The sequence below is a fragment of the Caminibacter profundus genome (assembly GCF_054657155.1).
Genome location: NZ_BAAHXC010000003.1, coordinates 220,972 through 237,500, shown reverse-complemented (window position 1 = coordinate 237,500; position 16,529 = coordinate 220,972). Strand labels below are relative to the sequence as shown.

Below are 16,529 nucleotides of genomic sequence, written 5' to 3'. Positions count from 1 at the left end.
CAATAACTTTTAAAAGAATTCATACTAATTTTTCAAAAAAAAGAGTTTTAAAATATAAAAAAGAACTTCAAAAACAAGATGAAAAATTTATAGAATACTTACAAAAAGAAAAAATTAAATTTGTAAAAATTTATACTGACGAAGAACCATTTTATAAATTAGTGGAGCTTTTAAAATGAATTTGCCTCTAAAAGATATAAAGCCAAATACAATAATAATTGATTATGAATGGTATATTTTTTTAAGTGTTATTGGAATATTATTAATTTTACTTATTTTAAGAGGTTATAAATTTTTTATAAAAAGAAAAAACAATAAAAAATTAATGCTTGAAGAGCTAAAAAACTTACCGTTTGAAGATTCAAAAAAAACAGCCTATACATTTTGTAAAATAGCTAGAAATTTTTTAAATGAAAATAATAAAAAACTTTTTCTTGAAATAGAAAAAGAACTAGAGATTTATAAATATAGACCTCAAGTGCCTCCATTAGATAAAAAAACTATAGAAAAAATTAATGAATTCCTTAAAGGCATTAAATGACTTTTGAATATCCTATTGCTTTTTTAATTGTACCTTTGTTTATTATTTGTAAAGTTTTTTGTCCTTTAAAAAGTGACAGTTTAATTTTTCCTTTTACAAAGCCTTTTGAAAAATATAAAAAAATTTCAACACCTGAAGTTTTAATCGTTATATTTCTCTCAACAGCCCTTGCCTCTCCTATTAAAACAGAAATACTCAAAAACCAAAATACTTATGGATATGATATTGTAACTGTTCTTGATACAAGTGCTTCAATGAGTGAGCAAAAAAAATTAGAAAATGCAAAGGCAATTGTTTGGGATTTTGCAAAAAACAGAAAAAACGATTCATTAGGGCTTGTAATTTTTGGAAATATTGCATATATTGCTTCACCTATTACATTTGATAAAAAAAACTTTAAAGATATATTAGAAAGAATCTTTCCAACTATTGCAGGTGGAAAAACTGCAATGTATGATGCGCTTTTTATGAGCACAGAACTTTTTAAAAAAACTTCTTCAAAATCAAAAATTATCATTTTAATAACTGACGGACAAGATAATGCAAGTATAACTCCTTTTGACGTAGTTGTTAAAAACTTAAAAAATAAAAAAATAAAAGTATATACAATAGGATTAGGTTTTGATGTGAACTCTGAAATACTAAAAAAAATATCTCTCTTAACTGATGGAAAATACTATCATATCTCTAATATTAGTGAATTAAAAAAAATTTTCAAAAGCATAAACTCTCTTGAAAAGTCAGAAATAAATACAAAAGTTAAAATATTAAAACATTATTATTTTATATATCCTTTATTAATTGGAATATTGATTTATATTTGGTTTCTTTTTAAATATAGGAGAAATATATGGAATTTTTAAATATTTGGGCATTTTTTGGTTTCTTATTTATTCCACTTTTTTTTATAATAAAAAATAAAAATTTACCTTTTAAAAAAGAAGTGCTAGAGAAAATAGTTTTTTTAGAGAGATTTAATAAAAAAAAGAGGTTTTTTATTTATTTAACTGCATATATTTTTTTAATTTTTGCTTTATCTCGTCCTATAATTAAAGGTCAAGAAGAAAAAATTAAAGTTAATTCGCCAAATGTAATAATACTTCTAAGTGGTGGCAAGGAAATGAAACATAATGATATATATCCTAATAGATTTGTTGCTGCAATAGAAAAACTAAAAAAACTTTTTAAATATTTTAATAATCAACATGTTAGCTTAATTTTAGTTTTAGATCAAAGTTATTTAGTTTCACCTTTTACAACTGATTATGATTCTATAATATATCTTTTAAAACATATAGATAAAAAAAGACTTTTTAAAACTAAAGCAAATTTTAAGCTTGCATTCAAAAATGCAAATGCTCTTTCTAAAAATAAAATAATAATTACAATAACTGATAAGTTTTTTAATAATGGAATATCTTATATTTTTGCAAAAAACAAAGTGGTGCAAAAAGGAATACATTTTACTTATTCAGACGAGGATATAAAATTAATAGCGAAAAAAGTTAAAATGTATAACAAATCAAAAGAAGTAACTATAAAAAACAATAAAGAATTATTTTACTATCCTTTATTTTTAGCAATTATTTTGTTTTTTATTGGGGGAATTTCTATAAGGAAAATTCAATGAAATATTTGATAGTTTTATTATTTATACCTCTTCTCGCATTTGATTATTTTACAATAAAAAAAGCAGATGAGTTTTTCAAAAAAAAAGAGTATCTAAAAGCCGCAAAAGAGTATCTAAAAATTCATTCAGATAAAGCCTTATTAAATGCAGCAAATAGTTACTATAAGGCAAAAAAATATGATAAAGCTATAAGTATTTATAAAAAAATAAAAGAACAAGATTTAGAGTTTAATAAACTATATAATATGGCCAATGCATTTGCATTAAAAGGCAATTTCAAAAGAGCCATTAACTTATATGAAAAAGCTTTAAAAATAAAGAAAGACAAAGATGCAGAATATAATTTAAAACTTTTAAAAAAAATAAAACAAAAAAATACACCTAATCTAAAAGAGAACAATAAAATCAATAAAAATAAAAATAATGATAAAAAAGAAAAAAATAAAAAATCTAAAAAAAATATTCAAAAAACTCCAAAACAGCAAAAAAACACACAAAATAAAAATGATAATATAAATAATCAACAAAATAATTTAAAAACTGCAAATAAAAAAGAACTTACAAAACTACAACAAAATAATACTACAAACAAAATAGACAATCCTAAATTTCTCAATAGTAAAATCAAAAAATTTGAAAATATAAAAACAAAAGAATCTAACAAAACAAAAGATTTAAGAATTAAATATTTTCACAAAGTTTTAAGAAACTTAGAGTTTAATACACTTATGATACCCCTAAGGAGAGAGTAATGAAAAAAATAATAATCTTAATCCCATTTTTATTATTTGCAACAAATTTAAAAATACAAGTAAATAAAACAAAAATTATGAAAAATGAGGAACTAATAATAACTATAATAGCAAAAGGTAAAAATATTGTATTTCCAAATCCAACTAAAATAGCAGGATATAATGTAGTAGGTACTTCAATTAACAACAACATTATGATAATAAATGGAGAAGTTAAAGAAAGTATATCAAAAACTTTTATAATAGTTCCTGATAAAAACATAACTATTCCTTCATTTAATGTAAAAATTGATGGTAAAATTTATAAAACAAAACCTATAAAAATCACTGTAATTACTCCAAAGCAAACCAAAGGTGACTTTGAACTTGATTTAAATATATCAAAAAAAAGGCTCTATTTAGGGGAAAGTGCGATTTTAAGCATTACATTTAAACAGACAAAAGATATTGGCTCACTAAAAATTATAGAACCTAAAATTGACGGTTTTTTAATTAAACCTCTTTCTAAAGAAACAAAAAATAATATAAAATATAAATTTTTAATTATCCCTCAAAAAGCTGGAAATTACAAAATAGGACCTGTCTCTGCTCAAATTGGTAAAATTGTAAAAGAAAAACTTTTTGGTGATCCATTTTTTACAATAACAAATATGAAGTATAAAACTATTTATTCAAACTCTTTAGAAATAGAAGTAATGCCTATTCCAAAAGGCAGTATCTTTGGAGATTTTAATATAACACTTAATACTAAAAATGTAGTATTATCAAATAAACCAAATATTGCAAACTTAAAAATAACAGGTTGCGGTGATTTTATAGATATGCCAAATTTTTCACTCAATATTCAAAATGCAACAGTTTATAATTCTAAGCCATCTTTAAAAGTAAATATTATTAATAATAAATTTTGCGGAATATATGAACAAAATTTCACAATAATTTCTGATACAAATTACACAATACCAAGCTTTACTTTAAAAAAATTTAATGGCACTACAAAAACAATTTCAACAAAACCTGTTAAAGTATATGTTATAGGAACTGTTAAAAAATCCAAAACAAAAGAAAAAGATATTCAAAAAAATGACGTTATAGTAACAAAAAAAGAAAATTACAATATTTTATTCTTTATAATAGGAATTGTAATAGGAAGTATAGGAACTTATTTATTACTTAATTTAAAAAAGAAAGAAAAAGATATTTATTCAAAAATAAAGTCAGCTAACCAAAAAGAACTATTCAATTTACTAATTCCTTACAGTAATGATGAGTATATAAAAGAAACTTTAAAAAAACTCGAAGAAAATATATATAAAAACTATAATCATAAAATAGACAAAAAACTAATAATTAAAAGATTAAAAGCTATTTTAAATTAAAAAAGTTTTCATTTTGTGGCACAATATCCTCAAGTACTTCTTTAGTTTTATGGCATCTTGTACAACTTTTAAGTCTCTGATGCTCAGGAATAGGTGTATTAATAAGTTTTTTTCTTGAATGACAATCAAAGCAATCGGCACCACATTTACTCATTGCTTCTGTTTTATGATCAGGATGGCACTTTGTACAAGATTTTAAAAAACTATGCTCTTTATAATAACGATTTGACTTATTATATTCTAAATTCTTCAACTTTGGATGACACACTAAACAATCAGAAGAACAAGCAAACATTATTGAAGCAAAAAAACTAAAAATCATATATTTTTTCATATATCCCCCTAATTAGAAAGAAATATAAACCTTACAATAAATACAATAAAATTATATCTAATTAAGTTTAGTACTGATAAAAGAAAAAGTAGAAAAAAAGAAGAAGAATTAGTTTTCTGCTTTTTTAGCAGCTTTTTGTTGTTGTTTTTTTAATCTTTGTTGCTTTTTATATTCTGCATAAGATTCTCTGCTCTTAGCTGCTCTTTTTTCAAGTTCTCCCCAAGCTTTTTCTAAATCTTTTGGATTTTCAAGTCTAGTAACAAGATAACCTAACTTTTTGTCTTTTGGAAAATCTGTACCAAGGACTCTGGTTCTTTTATTGTCTTGAACTAGGCATCCCTCATCTGCTTTTGGACAAACATCCACACATGCTCCACAATAAATACACAAATAAGGGTTGTAGTTATATTCTCTTTTATTTGTCTCTACATCAACAATTTCAAATAAAATAGCACCTGGAGGACATACATTCTCACACTTATCGCAGAAAATACATAAACTTTCCTCATATAAAATTGTACCTCTGTAGCCTTCTGGTTCAGGCATAGGTTCAAACGGATATTTTACTGTTTCAGGCTTTGATATTAAGTTTTTGAAACTTTCTATAAACATTTTTAGCATAATCTCTCCTTATCTTGCTGTACAGCTCATACAAGGGTCAAAACTTAAAACAATTGCTTGAGAATCTGAATATTTTTCACCAACGAAAAGCTCTTTTAATGCTGGAATGTTTGCATAAGTTGGCACTCTTACTCTAACTCTCTCAAGCACTTTAGTACCATTTCCTTTAATATAATAAAAACACTCACCTCTTGGAGCTTCAACTCTTACATAAGTTTCACCTTTTGGTCTTCCTTTATATTTTACTTTTATATCACCTTCTGGTAAGTTATCTACCGCTCTTATAACTAAGTCAATTGAATGTAAAACTTCAAGTTGTCTTACAATATTTCTAGCCCAAACATCACCTTCAGTTCTAGTTTGTATTTCAAACTCTAATTCATCATAAGGTAAATAATAATACTCTGCTCTACAGTCTGTAGCTAGTCCACTAGCTCTTGCAATAGGACCAACAACATTATATTTTTTTGCCATTTCGTAACTAATATAACTAATTCCTTTTGTTTTTAAACCAAAAGTATAGTCTGTATCATAAAAGTCATACACTTTTAACATTTTTGATTTTAATTTTTTCATTTGCTTTTTAATGTATTCTGCTGTTTTTGAATCTATATCTCTTCTAACACCACCTATTGTATATATATCATATTGGATTCTATTACCAGTAATTGCTTCTAATAAATCCATTACAATTTCTCTATCTTTCACACCTTGCATAAATAGGTTTTCATATCCAACTACTTCTGCAACGTGTGCATTTGCAAGTAAGTGAGAATGAATTCTATCAAGCTCTGTAATAATTAACCTTATATACTCTGCCCTTTTTGGAGGCTCAACATCTAATAACTTCTCAATTCCGTGATGATAACCACCTGCATGAGTAATAGAACAGAATCCACAAATTCTTGTTAATAAATACGATACATTTGTAAATTCAAACTTTGTAATAGCTGCTTTTTCTATTCCTCTATGAACATACCCTACATCTACTTTAACATCAGTAATAACTTCATTTTCAGTTTCAAATAAAAAACTTACTGGTTCTGGCAGTGCAATATGTTGAGAACCAAATGGTACTACTATTTTATTTCCCATTAGTTATCCTTTCTTAAAGGTGCAATAATATTTGAGTCTTTAATAAATATACCTTTTTGAGTATTTTCTACTTCTACATCGAACATATCTCTAAGCTCCCATTCAGCAAGCCATGCTGATGGAACAATATCTACAATTGATGGAATTAAAGTATTAAAATCAATCTCTTTTACCCTAAAAACATATATTTTATCTTTTTCGTTATAATCAGAAAAAATCCAGTCAATTGTTAGTTTACCGCCTTCATCAACACCATTTATTGTTACATAATGATGTTTTTCATAATCGTACCAGTTTTTAATATCTTCCACTACTTTATCTAAAGTAGTTTCAAAAAACTCTATATTTGGTCTAGTCATCTTCCACTCCTAATTTCTTAATCAATTCATTATCTTGATCTCTTAATTTTTCTTTTTCTTTACCTTTTTTCTCCCAAATTTTCACAGCTTCTACAATTCCGTCAATTAAAGCTCTAGGATTTGGAGAACAACCTGGAATCCATACATCTACTGGAATAATATTATCAACACCATTTTCTACATTATATAAATGTCTAAAAACTCCTCCACCATGACCACAAGCACCCATAGCAACCACTACTTTTGGCTCTGGCATTTCAAGGTATAATCTTCTTAAAACGTCTCTACAGTTTTTTGTAACAGGTCCCGTAACAAGCAATATATCCGCTTGTTTCGGGTTTCCTCTATTTAATGCTCCAAATCTCTCAATATCATATTTAGGAGCAAGAGTTGCTAAAATCTCGATATCACATCCGTTACAACCACCTGTATTATAATGTAAAATCCAAGGTGATTTTTTTCTAAATTTACTAAAAAATCCCATCTTCTCTCCTTATATTATTGCCATAGAGATAATAAAATAACATTTAATGCTGCCATAGGAATTAATACTGCCCATGCAAATTTAACCATTTTTCTAAAGTCTAATCTTGCACTTGCATTATCTAATAAATTTACAAATAAAAATGCAAAAATTACAAGCAATGCTCCTAACCAATAATGAGCACCACCAAAAAGAAAAGCAAAAGTAAACACATAAATATATTCAATCCATTTTCCTGTATATAATGCTTCATAAAAAGGTCCACTATACTCTATTTCAGGTCCCCCAACAACTTCTTGATGAGCTTCAGCTATATCAAAAGGAGATTTTTGAAGCATCATAGGAATTGTTAATAAAAATGCAATAAACACTAAAGGTAACTCTAAAATTGGATACCCTTGATAATTTAGTACATCTTTAATATCAAAGCTTCCTACAACTAAATATAGAGCTACAACCAATAAAACCATTAAAGGCTCATAACTTATCATATGCATAAGTTCTCTAAGTGCACCTAAAACTGAATAAGGACTTCTAACACTACTTGCACCAATAACTAATGCTAATACTGCAATTACATGGAAAAACACTGCTATTAGCAAATCATTTCCAATTAAAAGCACTGCTAATGCAAACCACTCACCAATAAAATACATTATACCCATTAATGCATGAAATGAATGAACCATCATAGGTCTTTTATCCATTAATTTAAAGAAATCATAAAAAGGCTGCATAAGTGGCGGTCCTTGTCTACTTTGCATTCTAGCCTTTACTATTCTCTCAAACCCATAAACTAAACCACCTATAATAGGAGCAAATATTGTAAAAATAGCACTTATCATAATAAACCTCCTCCAAGAACTACTACCATTACAAATAATGCAACACTAAATGCTACAAAATATCCCTCATATTTAGCTAAACAATTAAAGTTCCAAGTTTCCATATGTTTTGGAAATGCTTCACCACAGTTATATGGATGAACAATATCTGCTTTAAGTTTAACAAAATATGGAAGAGCATGAATTAGTAGTAAAAGAACGAGTGCTCCAAGTATTTGCCAGAAGTATAGAGCTGAATTATTCATATAAAGAGTTAATCCTTCTGCGTAAATATTTGCATTTCCAGCAATTGTACTTGCAATTGGCACTATATAATCTGCAATAAATGGTGCTATAAATAATGTAATTGCAAGTAGCCATACATAATACCAAATAGATACAAAGTTAAATGTAGCTGGAAGTTTTGTCCATTTTACTTTTTCTATCCCATGAGCTTTTCTAACACTAATTCCTAATACTTTCATATATAGAATACTTAAAAATGCACTACCCGCACCTACATATAGGATTAGCATAATATAGCTTCCATGTTGAAGAAAATCGCTCACTTCTTCAATCATCATCCATTTTCCAATAAATGTACCAAATGGTACAAATGTCATATTTAAAAATCCAAAGAATATAAACATCAATGTTAATGGTGCTTTTTCAATAAGTCTTCTCATTTCTTTAATATATTTTACATGGAATACTTTTTCAAGTACACCCGCCTCAACAAATAAGAATCCTTTAGCAAATGCGTGGAAAATAATCAATACTAAAGATGCCGTAACTGCAATAGGCGTACCAACTGCAGCTGCTAACATCATAAGTCCAAGAAGTGATATTGTAGAATATGCCAAGATTTTTTTGAAATTATCTTGTGTAAGAGCAATTACAGCCGCTACTACAAAAACATATCCTGTTGTAATTATTAGTAATTTTGCAAGAAGAGTTCCTTTAATTACCGGAGCTATTCTTAAAATTAGGTATGGTGCAATTTTTACCATTGTTGCAGAGTGAAGAATTGCACTAACTGGTGTTGGTGCTACCATTGCTCCAAGTAACCATTTATGGAATGGCATTTGAGCACCCTTAACAAGTGCACTTAAAGATAAAAATCCAAGTGCTGCCATTGAAATAACAGTAGGATTTTTAAGTAAATCTGTAAAATGATAAACTCCATTTACTTTTATAAAAATCATTAATGCAACTAAAATAGCAATACCACCAATTTGGTTCATCCACAAAGCAAGATTAGAGTTATTGATTGCTTCTTTATCACCTCTAAATCCTATCATAACATAAGATGCTAAAGTAGTTGTTTCAAATAGAGCAAAAAACCACTCTATATTATTAACACTCACAGCAAAGTTCATTACACCTAAAAACCACACAACTATTGCAACGAATGAATGTTTACCTTTTTCACCATAATCCATATATTTTGCTGCAAAAATAGCAATAGGTACACCAACAATTGCTACTATTAAATAAAACATCAACGTAACATCATCAACATAAATGTTTGCAGTACCTGTATGCTCCACCATTAATAGCACAATAACTAGAAACACAACTTGAATGCTCGCTAAAATACTGATAAGAGAATTTTTTCTAACAATACCTTGATAGAAAAAGTACCCTAACAACCCAAAGTCATAAATCGTAATCAACAGATCAACCCATTTTGGCGTCTCAATGAAGACCGGATGCGGTTGAATATAGGCAAGGTATGCTGTTACTAAAAGAATTGGCAACGTTAAAAATGTTAGGACATTTGTTACAATGTCCTTTTTAGCTAAGTAAATTACCAGAGCTATAACCCACGGTAAAACAATGTTAAGTGTAACCAAGGTTCCCATCTCATCTCCTTTCGGTTTATATGTAAATAATAGCAAATTTATCCAATTTTTTCTATAAGAATAAGTTATAATAAATGAATAATGCTTCGAATTTACACACAATAAAAATTTAATTTTCTTTTATATCTAGTAAGCATAGAAATATTGCCTTTTAATCCACCTTGGTGTATATATAATATATTTGTTATATTATTATCTAAAATAACTTCCCAACCTATGGGGTCATAAATCAAATCAAACTCAATTCCAGCGGTTTTGAGATCACACCATAATAGATATAAGTTTTTATATAGTTTTCCATAATGATATTTTTTTCTAGGTTTTAAAATTGTAGGGATTTTTCCCCCTCCAAGCCATTGAAATTGTTTTTTTAAATACTCTTCATCTCCTACACAGGGAGTTGTAATTACCTCAACATCAAGATGTTTAGCTAAAAAATATGCAGTAGTTCCTGTCCCACTTGGTAAAAATACTTTTAAATTATTTTTTTTTGCGTACTCATTAATTTCATTAGCTAAAAGTTTTATTCCTTCTTCACTTTCCTTAATTCTTCCGCCTTCTTCTATAATTAACGTATCATAGTTTTTTAAACTTAAAATAAATTCTCTTAATTCATCTCCTATTAAATCGATTTCTTTAATTTTCATTCCATTCTTAAGAGCTTCAAGATAATTGCCATTAGGTTTTTCTTTTAAAAAAGACGATATATGATTGGTATAATAAATAAACTCCCAACCTTTAATTCTCGCTAACATACTCAATGAATACATTGCATTTGACTGATTCGAACCGTATGAAATAACTCTTTTAATTTTAGGAAAATCTCTTTTTAAAAAATAATAAAATTTTCTAGCTTTATTTCCTTCGAACGGAGTTAATAAGTCATCTCTTTTTATATGGTAGAAGTTATTTTTAAAGATAAAAGGAGTAATTGGAGAATTTAGAATAATTTTATTTTTCATTTTAAATTAAAAAAGGGCTTAAATAGCCCTTAAATCTTTATAAGCTTGAATAACTCTCTCTTTCATTGATTTTTCACCTTCTCTAAGCCACTTCCTCGGGTCGTAATATTTTTTATTTGGTTTATCTTCGCCTTCTGGATTTCCTATTTGAGATTGTAAATAATCTTTGTATTTTTCAACATAAGATTTCACTCCACTCCAAAATGCCCACTGAGTATCAGTATCTATATTCATTTTCACTACACCATAATCAATTGCTTCGTGAATTTTACTTAGTTCACTTCCACTTCCTCCATGGAACACAAATCTAATAGGTTTATCTTCTTTTAGTCCAAACTTTTCTTTCACGTATTCTTGAGAGTTTTTAAGGATAATTGGTTCAAGTTTTACACTTCCTGGCTTATAAACACCATGAACATTTCCAAAACTTGCTGCAATCATAAAAAGTTCACTTACTTCGCTTAATTCTTTATATGCGAAAGCAACATCTTCTGGTTGAGTATAAAGTTTTGCGTTATTTATTCCAGTATTATCTACTCCATCTTCTTCACCACCAGTTACACCAAGTTCAATTTCAAGCATAATATCAAGTGCACTTAATTTTTTTAGATACTCTTTACAAGTAGATACATTTTCTTCAAGCGGCTCTTCACTAAGGTCTAGCATATGAGAAGAGAAAAGAGGCTTTCCATATTTATTGAAATGCTCTTCATTTGCTTTTATAAGCCCATCAATCCAAGGCAAAAGTTTTCTAGCTGCATGATCTGTGTGTAAAATTACAGGAACTCCGTAAGCTTCAGCTAAAGTATGAATATGCTTCGCTCCAGCAATTGCTCCAAGAATTGCAGCCTTCTCTCCTTCATTATCAAGGCCTTTTCCTGCCCAGAAATGAGCACCTCCGTTACTAAATTGAATAATAATAGGTAAATCTAATTCCCTTGCTGCTTCCATTACAGCATTTGCAGAGTCTGTACCTACTATATTAATTGCTGGCAAAGCAAATCCATGCTCTTTTGCATAATCAAGTACTTTTGCAGCTTCACTACCACTCAAAACTCCAGGTTTTACTAAGTCTTTAATTCCCATTCCCTTCTCCTTAGTTTTTTGGTATTAAAAACTTAACTTTTTCTTGTTTTTTGAGACTTTCGATTTCTTGTTTTAATTTTTTATTTTTTAGATATGCAATAATTTGATCTTTTACTTGATTAAATGGCATATAATTATTGTCTTTTTTATCTTCAACTAAAATAATATGATAACCAAATCTAGTTTTAACTGGTTTTAGTGTAATTTCTCCAGGTTTAAGTTCACTAGCTGCTTTTGCAAATTCAGGTACCATTTGTTTTGGACTAAACCATCCAAGCTCACCACCTTGTACTTTGCTAGGTCCTGTTGAATACTCTTTAGCAAGTTTAATAAACTTATCTTCAAGAGCTTTTCCTTTTAAACCTTTTAATTCATTAATAAGTTTTTGAGCTTCCTTTTCATCTTTTACTAAGATATGTCTAGCTTTAATTTGAGGTGTAGTTTTAAAATATAAGTCTTTATTTTTTTCATAAAACTCTTTTACATCTTTATCACTTATCTTAATTTTATTAAATCTGTCTTTTAACCACATATCTACTGCTAATTTCATCTTAGCAGCTTTAAATTGAGGAGTATTTTCAATTTCTTTTGCTTTTTTATATAATGCAAGAGTATCTACATAATCTTGAATAAATTTTTTAATATGCTTTGCTGGTAAATCTTGAAGTCTAATTCTATAATCCCCTGTTATTCCTTGAAGATAAGAATTTATTTCTTTTACTGTAATCTTTTTACCATTTGCTTCTGCAATTACTGTATTATCAGTAAGTCCAGGTAACGGTTTTCCAATCATACCAGCATTTCCTTGCATACTTCCACCTGCCATTCCTGGAAATGCAAAAAGACCAGCTGTTACTACCATCGAACTAATTATTAACTTTTTCATAGTTTTCCTTTCAACTTTATTTTTATAATTTTTAAGCCATATTATGTATTACGTTTTGGACATCATCTATTTCTTCTAAAACTTCTATAAGTTTTTCAACTTTTTCAGCTGTCTCATCATCAACTTCACTTTCATTTACTGCAACAAGCTGCACATTACTTTCAATAATTTCTATTTGTTCAATTTCGCTTACTGCTTCTAAAACTGCATTAAAATCTTCTGGTGTACTCTCAATTACCAAAACTTCATCTAATTCTTTTATATCTTCAGCTCCAGCTTCAATAGCTTTTTCCATTACCTCATCATCTTTGTCACTTCTATTTACAACAACTACACCTTTTTTTTCAAACATCCAAGCAACACTTCCACTAGTTCCCAAACTTCCACCAGCTTTTTTGAATGCATGTCTAATTTCTGCAACAGTTCTATTTTTATTATCAGTCAAGCATTCTATCATAATAGCAACACCACCTGGACCATATCCTTCATATGTTACTTCGCTTAAAGTTACACCTTCTAAATTACCTGTAGCTTTATCAATAGCTCTTTGAATATTGCTCATAGGCATTGAATCAGCTTTTGCTCTTTCTATTGCAAGGCGAAGTGATGGGTTATTATCTGGATTTCCACCACCTTGTCTTGCAGCAGTCATAATTGCTCTTACATGTTTAGTAAAAATTTTAGCCTTTTTAGCGTCTTCTTTAGCTTTAATATGTTTCACTTTTGACCATTTATTATGTCCAGCCATTTAACTCCTTTGCTAAAATATTTGTTATTATAGCATTTTAAGAGACAAATAAACCTTAAAAAGGAAAAAAATGGTTTTAAGAAAGCCAAAAGAACTTGAAGAGATTAAAAAAAGATTTTTAGCTCATTACAAAGGAAGTAAAACTGAACTTAATTATAAAAATGAATATGAACTACTTGTTGCAATAATTCTTTCTGCTCAATGTACAGATAAAAGAGTTAATATAATAACACCTGCATTATTTGAAAAATATCCAGATATTGAAAGTTTAGCATATGCCGAAGTTGATGATGTAAAAGAAACAATCAAATCTTGTAATTTTTTTAACAATAAAGCAAAAAATCTAGTTGCAATGGCAAAAATAGTAAAAAAAAAACACAAAGGGAAAGTTCCAAGAGAACATAAAGAATTAATAAAACTGCCTGGTGTTGGAAATAAAACTGCAAATGTTTTTTTAATAGAACTTGAGGGCGAAAACAGAATGGCAGTGGATACTCATGTATTTAGAGTAGCTCATAGACTAGGAATTACTGATGCTAAAACAGTAGAAGCAACTGAAAAAGATTTGACAGAAGCTTTTAAAACTGATTTAAATGAATTACATCAAGCATTTGTATTATTTGGAAGATATATATGCACTGCAAAAAATCCAAAATGTGAAAAATGCTTTGTAAATGAATTTTGTAAAAGCAAAGAAAGTTTTAAAGCAAAATAAAATAATTATTTCTCAAAAACTAAAATCAGTTTTTCTGCTTCTTCGCTTCCATACAGTGAAATTGGGATTATTTCTTTTAGTTTCATATTAGTTAATGTTTCTAAAGTTTCAAGAGAATGATAATACTGAACTATTTTTTCTTGTTGTTTTTTATAACAGTTTTGGTTTTTCTCAAAAAGTGTTATTTCAGTTATTAATTTATTATCTTTAAATTCACTAAAAAGCGTTGAAAATCTACTCTCATCTTCAGCTTTTAAAGTTCCTACTGCTAAATCTTCCATTGCATACAAAGTATTTATATCAAAAATAAAATATTTATCTATTACTTTTCTTACACACTCAAAAAATACTTTTAATTCATTCTCATTCATATAATTTATTACATCAAAAATTGCAACGCCGCTTTCAAACTTTTTATTAAGCTCACATACATTTTTTGATATAGCCTTACATCCTTTTTTTTGAGCCTTCTTTACTTGAGCTTTACTTAAATCAACTCCAAAAACATCAATCCCTTCATTTTTAGCCATTAAACAGAAATCTCCTCCCCCACATCCAATATCTAGAACCTCTTTAATATCTAAATTTTTTAAAATTTCTATAAATTTTGACCACAAAATATTAGCAGCAACTTTATCTAAAAATAACTCTTCAACTTTTGCATATAATTCAAGCCCCATGCACTTTCCTTATCTTCTCCACTAAATCTAAAATTTCAGTTTTTTTTGTAAGAAATGAATTTTTATTAGCTATAAGTCTTGCACTAGAATAAAGGATTACTTCTTTTTCTTCAAGTCCATTTTCTCTTAAAGTATTCCCTGTCTCAACTATATCTACTATAACATCACTAAGTCCTACAAGAGGAGCAAGTTCAATTGAACCGTTTAATTTTATAACTTCAGCTGGAATTCCTTTTTTGCTAAAATACTCTTTTGCAATATTTGCTAATTTACTTGCCACTTTTATTTGTATTTTACTTTTATAACTTTCATCACCTTTTATTCCACCAATACTCACCCTGCATTTACCAAGTCCTAAGTCTAAAAGCTCTAATACATCACTTTTAAGTTCAGTTATAACATCTAATCCCACTACCCCTATATCAGCAGCTTGTTTTTCTACATATGTGGCAACATCCCAATTTCTAACATTTAAAAATGTAAATCCAGCCTTTTTTAAAATAAGCTTTCTATTTTCAAACTCAAAATCTTCATTAAAAATTTTTCTAAAAATATCCAAAACTTCACTTGCAATTCTTCCCTTAGGCAAAGCAATAGTCATAAATCTTCCTTTATTGTCTTAATCATTCCTCTAAATACCAAATCTTTTATATAAATACCATCAATAAAACGACTTAAAAACTTTCCATCTCCACCTGTAAAATACACTTTTTTATCTTTCTTAAACTTCTCTATCATTAATACAATAGCCCCAATACTACCAAAAGTTATTGCTTCTTTTGTATTTTGAGGAATTTTAAAAAAATCAATTCCTTCAAACTCTAAATCAAGTTTATCTGAAATTTTACCAAAAGCCTCTCTAAAAGCATTGATACCTGGCATAATTACTCCACCAAGATGAATACCTTGCTGCATTATATCAATAGTAACTGCACTTCCAGCATCTACAACTATTCCATCATCAATTGATTTACACGCCATAACTCTATCAATACCTAAACCTATATAAGGAGTATCAAATTTTACAATATGCTCTAAATTAACTGCATTTGGATTTAATTTTAAAAATTCTTTTTCTTTTCTTTGATTAACACTTATATAAAACACTTCATCTTTCATAGTATATGGGGTTTTAATATTATATATCTTGCCATCTTCCCAAATATGAAAATTAGTATTCCCAATATCTACTAAGACCACAGAATCCTCCAATCTTTAAGATTCTTTTTTGCTTTACTGCATATAGGAGAATTTAAAATAAGTACCTTTTTTTTATATCTAAAATTAATATCAGGTAATATTTCATTTAAAGTTTCTATATCTTTAGTTAAAAACCTGCTTTTTTTTTCAAATACAACTATAAAACAATACTCATTCTTTAAATTCACTCCAAGATATGCTTTTATTTTTTTTCTAGTATTTAATTCTATTTTTTTTATTTTTTTACAAATTATTACGTTTTTTTGTAATAAGTCTATAATGTCTTTCAATACTTTCTCCATTCATTTTTTATTCTAAATTACACAGATATGTTTTTTAGTTATTGGTTATTTGTTAATTTTCATTTT

22 protein-coding genes (1 of these 22 running past the window's edge) are annotated in these 16,529 nt (G+C 27.8%); 7 read left to right on the top strand and 15 right to left on the bottom strand.

Going from position 1 to position 16,529, the window contains the following annotated elements; translation table 11 throughout:
• The 6 genes in view from ACYQ1U_RS09160 to ACYQ1U_RS09135 are tightly spaced (each overlapping or abutting the next) and all read left to right on the top strand, a layout consistent with a single transcriptional unit that may run on beyond the window.
• Positions 1-179, top strand: the final stretch of a protein-coding gene (locus tag ACYQ1U_RS09160; protein ID WP_459887173.1) for a DUF58 domain-containing protein. It extends 619 nt beyond the left edge of the window; the window shows 179 of its 798 coding nt (coding positions 620-798); its start codon lies beyond the left edge, outside the window; the stop codon is at positions 177-179.
• Entirely contained in the window at positions 176-541 is a 366-nt protein-coding gene (locus tag ACYQ1U_RS09155) for a hypothetical protein (protein WP_459887170.1), read from the top strand. Before ACYQ1U_RS09160 ends, ACYQ1U_RS09155 begins: the two co-directional genes overlap by 4 nt.
• Positions 538-1,404 carry a vWA domain-containing protein gene (locus tag ACYQ1U_RS09150; RefSeq protein WP_459887167.1) on the top strand — a complete coding sequence of 289 codons (867 nt, stop codon included), beginning with the start codon at positions 538-540 and terminating at the stop codon, positions 1,402-1,404. The genes ACYQ1U_RS09155 and ACYQ1U_RS09150 overlap by 4 nt, the downstream gene beginning before the upstream one ends.
• Entirely contained in the window at positions 1,392-2,171 is a 780-nt protein-coding gene (locus ACYQ1U_RS09145) for a vWA domain-containing protein (protein ID WP_459887164.1), read from the top strand. The genes ACYQ1U_RS09150 and ACYQ1U_RS09145 overlap by 13 nt, the downstream gene beginning before the upstream one ends.
• Positions 2,168-2,923 carry a tetratricopeptide repeat protein gene (locus ACYQ1U_RS09140; RefSeq protein WP_459887161.1) on the top strand — a complete coding sequence of 252 codons (756 nt, stop codon included), beginning with the start codon at positions 2,168-2,170 and terminating at the stop codon, positions 2,921-2,923. The genes ACYQ1U_RS09145 and ACYQ1U_RS09140 overlap by 4 nt, the downstream gene beginning before the upstream one ends.
• Positions 2,923-4,302: a BatD family protein gene (locus ACYQ1U_RS09135; RefSeq protein WP_459887158.1), complete on the top strand. Its 1,380-nt coding sequence runs from the start codon at positions 2,923-2,925 to the stop codon at positions 4,300-4,302. The genes ACYQ1U_RS09140 and ACYQ1U_RS09135 overlap by 1 nt, the downstream gene beginning before the upstream one ends.
• Here ACYQ1U_RS09135 and ACYQ1U_RS09130 read toward each other — a convergent pair.
• The 11 genes from ACYQ1U_RS09130 to ACYQ1U_RS09080 form a co-directional block, all read right to left on the bottom strand.
• The gene (locus ACYQ1U_RS09130) at positions 4,289-4,636 is read right to left on the bottom strand and encodes a hypothetical protein (RefSeq protein WP_459887156.1); all 348 of its coding nucleotides are present in this window, start codon (positions 4,634-4,636) and stop codon (positions 4,289-4,291) included. The genes ACYQ1U_RS09135 and ACYQ1U_RS09130 overlap by 14 nt on opposite strands.
• Positions 4,637-4,744: 108 nt before the next feature.
• Positions 4,745-5,257 carry a 4Fe-4S binding protein gene (locus tag ACYQ1U_RS09125; RefSeq protein ID WP_459887153.1) on the bottom strand — a complete coding sequence of 171 codons (513 nt, stop codon included), beginning with the start codon at positions 5,255-5,257 and terminating at the stop codon, positions 4,745-4,747.
• A gap of 9 nt (positions 5,258-5,266) precedes the next feature.
• Positions 5,267-6,352 carry a hydrogenase large subunit gene (locus ACYQ1U_RS09120; RefSeq protein WP_459887150.1) on the bottom strand — a complete coding sequence of 362 codons (1,086 nt, stop codon included), beginning with the start codon at positions 6,350-6,352 and terminating at the stop codon, positions 5,267-5,269.
• A complete protein-coding gene (locus tag ACYQ1U_RS09115) occupies positions 6,352-6,711 on the bottom strand; it encodes an NADH-quinone oxidoreductase subunit C (RefSeq protein ID WP_459887147.1) in 360 nt (119 codons plus the stop codon). Before ACYQ1U_RS09115 ends, ACYQ1U_RS09120 begins: the two co-directional genes overlap by 1 nt.
• On the bottom strand, positions 6,704-7,195 hold the full coding sequence (locus tag ACYQ1U_RS09110; RefSeq protein WP_459887144.1) for an NADH-quinone oxidoreductase subunit B family protein: 492 nt from the start codon (positions 7,193-7,195) through the stop codon (positions 6,704-6,706). The genes ACYQ1U_RS09115 and ACYQ1U_RS09110 overlap by 8 nt, the downstream gene beginning before the upstream one ends.
• A 14-nt stretch (positions 7,196-7,209) precedes the next feature.
• Positions 7,210-8,040, bottom strand: coding sequence for a complex I subunit 1 family protein (locus tag ACYQ1U_RS09105; protein ID WP_459887141.1), 831 nt, complete (start codon positions 8,038-8,040; stop codon positions 7,210-7,212).
• Entirely contained in the window at positions 8,037-9,884 is a 1,848-nt protein-coding gene (locus tag ACYQ1U_RS09100) for a proton-conducting transporter transmembrane domain-containing protein (RefSeq protein ID WP_459887138.1), read from the bottom strand. Before ACYQ1U_RS09100 ends, ACYQ1U_RS09105 begins: the two co-directional genes overlap by 4 nt.
• Positions 9,885-9,976: 92 nt before the next feature.
• Positions 9,977-10,846, bottom strand: coding sequence for a 1-aminocyclopropane-1-carboxylate deaminase/D-cysteine desulfhydrase (locus ACYQ1U_RS09095; RefSeq protein WP_459887136.1), 870 nt, complete (start codon positions 10,844-10,846; stop codon positions 9,977-9,979).
• Between the two features lie 18 nt (positions 10,847-10,864).
• A complete protein-coding gene (fbaA, locus tag ACYQ1U_RS09090) occupies positions 10,865-11,932 on the bottom strand; it encodes a class II fructose-bisphosphate aldolase (protein WP_459887133.1) in 1,068 nt (355 codons plus the stop codon).
• Between the two features lie 10 nt (positions 11,933-11,942).
• On the bottom strand, positions 11,943-12,818 hold the full coding sequence (locus ACYQ1U_RS09085) for a peptidylprolyl isomerase (RefSeq protein ID WP_459887130.1): 876 nt from the start codon (positions 12,816-12,818) through the stop codon (positions 11,943-11,945).
• A 31-nt stretch (positions 12,819-12,849) separates the two neighbouring features.
• Positions 12,850-13,566 carry a YebC/PmpR family DNA-binding transcriptional regulator gene (locus ACYQ1U_RS09080; protein WP_459887127.1) on the bottom strand — a complete coding sequence of 239 codons (717 nt, stop codon included), beginning with the start codon at positions 13,564-13,566 and terminating at the stop codon, positions 12,850-12,852.
• Between the two features lie 70 nt (positions 13,567-13,636).
• On the opposite strand from ACYQ1U_RS09080, the gene nth reads away from it, so the two are divergent.
• The gene (gene nth, locus ACYQ1U_RS09075; RefSeq protein ID WP_459887124.1) at positions 13,637-14,281 is read left to right on the top strand and encodes an endonuclease III; all 645 of its coding nucleotides are present in this window, start codon (positions 13,637-13,639) and stop codon (positions 14,279-14,281) included.
• Positions 14,282-14,286: 5 nt separating this feature from the next.
• Here nth and ACYQ1U_RS09070 read toward each other — a convergent pair whose 3' ends face one another.
• Genes ACYQ1U_RS09070 through ACYQ1U_RS09055 form a run of 4 tightly spaced genes read right to left on the bottom strand, consistent with a single transcriptional unit; the run spans position 14,287 to position 16,451 of the window.
• Positions 14,287-14,961, bottom strand: coding sequence for a class I SAM-dependent methyltransferase (locus ACYQ1U_RS09070; RefSeq protein WP_459887122.1), 675 nt, complete (start codon positions 14,959-14,961; stop codon positions 14,287-14,289).
• Positions 14,951-15,562 (bottom strand): ATP phosphoribosyltransferase, encoded by a 612-nt coding sequence (hisG, locus tag ACYQ1U_RS09065; RefSeq protein ID WP_459887118.1) that lies wholly within the window; start codon positions 15,560-15,562, stop codon positions 14,951-14,953. The genes ACYQ1U_RS09070 and hisG overlap by 11 nt, the downstream gene beginning before the upstream one ends.
• The gene (locus tag ACYQ1U_RS09060) at positions 15,559-16,161 is read right to left on the bottom strand and encodes a type III pantothenate kinase (protein ID WP_459887115.1); all 603 of its coding nucleotides are present in this window, start codon (positions 16,159-16,161) and stop codon (positions 15,559-15,561) included. The genes hisG and ACYQ1U_RS09060 overlap by 4 nt, the downstream gene beginning before the upstream one ends.
• On the bottom strand, positions 16,152-16,451 hold the full coding sequence (locus ACYQ1U_RS09055) for a hypothetical protein (RefSeq protein ID WP_459887112.1): 300 nt from the start codon (positions 16,449-16,451) through the stop codon (positions 16,152-16,154). The genes ACYQ1U_RS09060 and ACYQ1U_RS09055 overlap by 10 nt, the downstream gene beginning before the upstream one ends.
• Between the last annotated feature and the right edge of the window lie 78 nt (positions 16,452-16,529).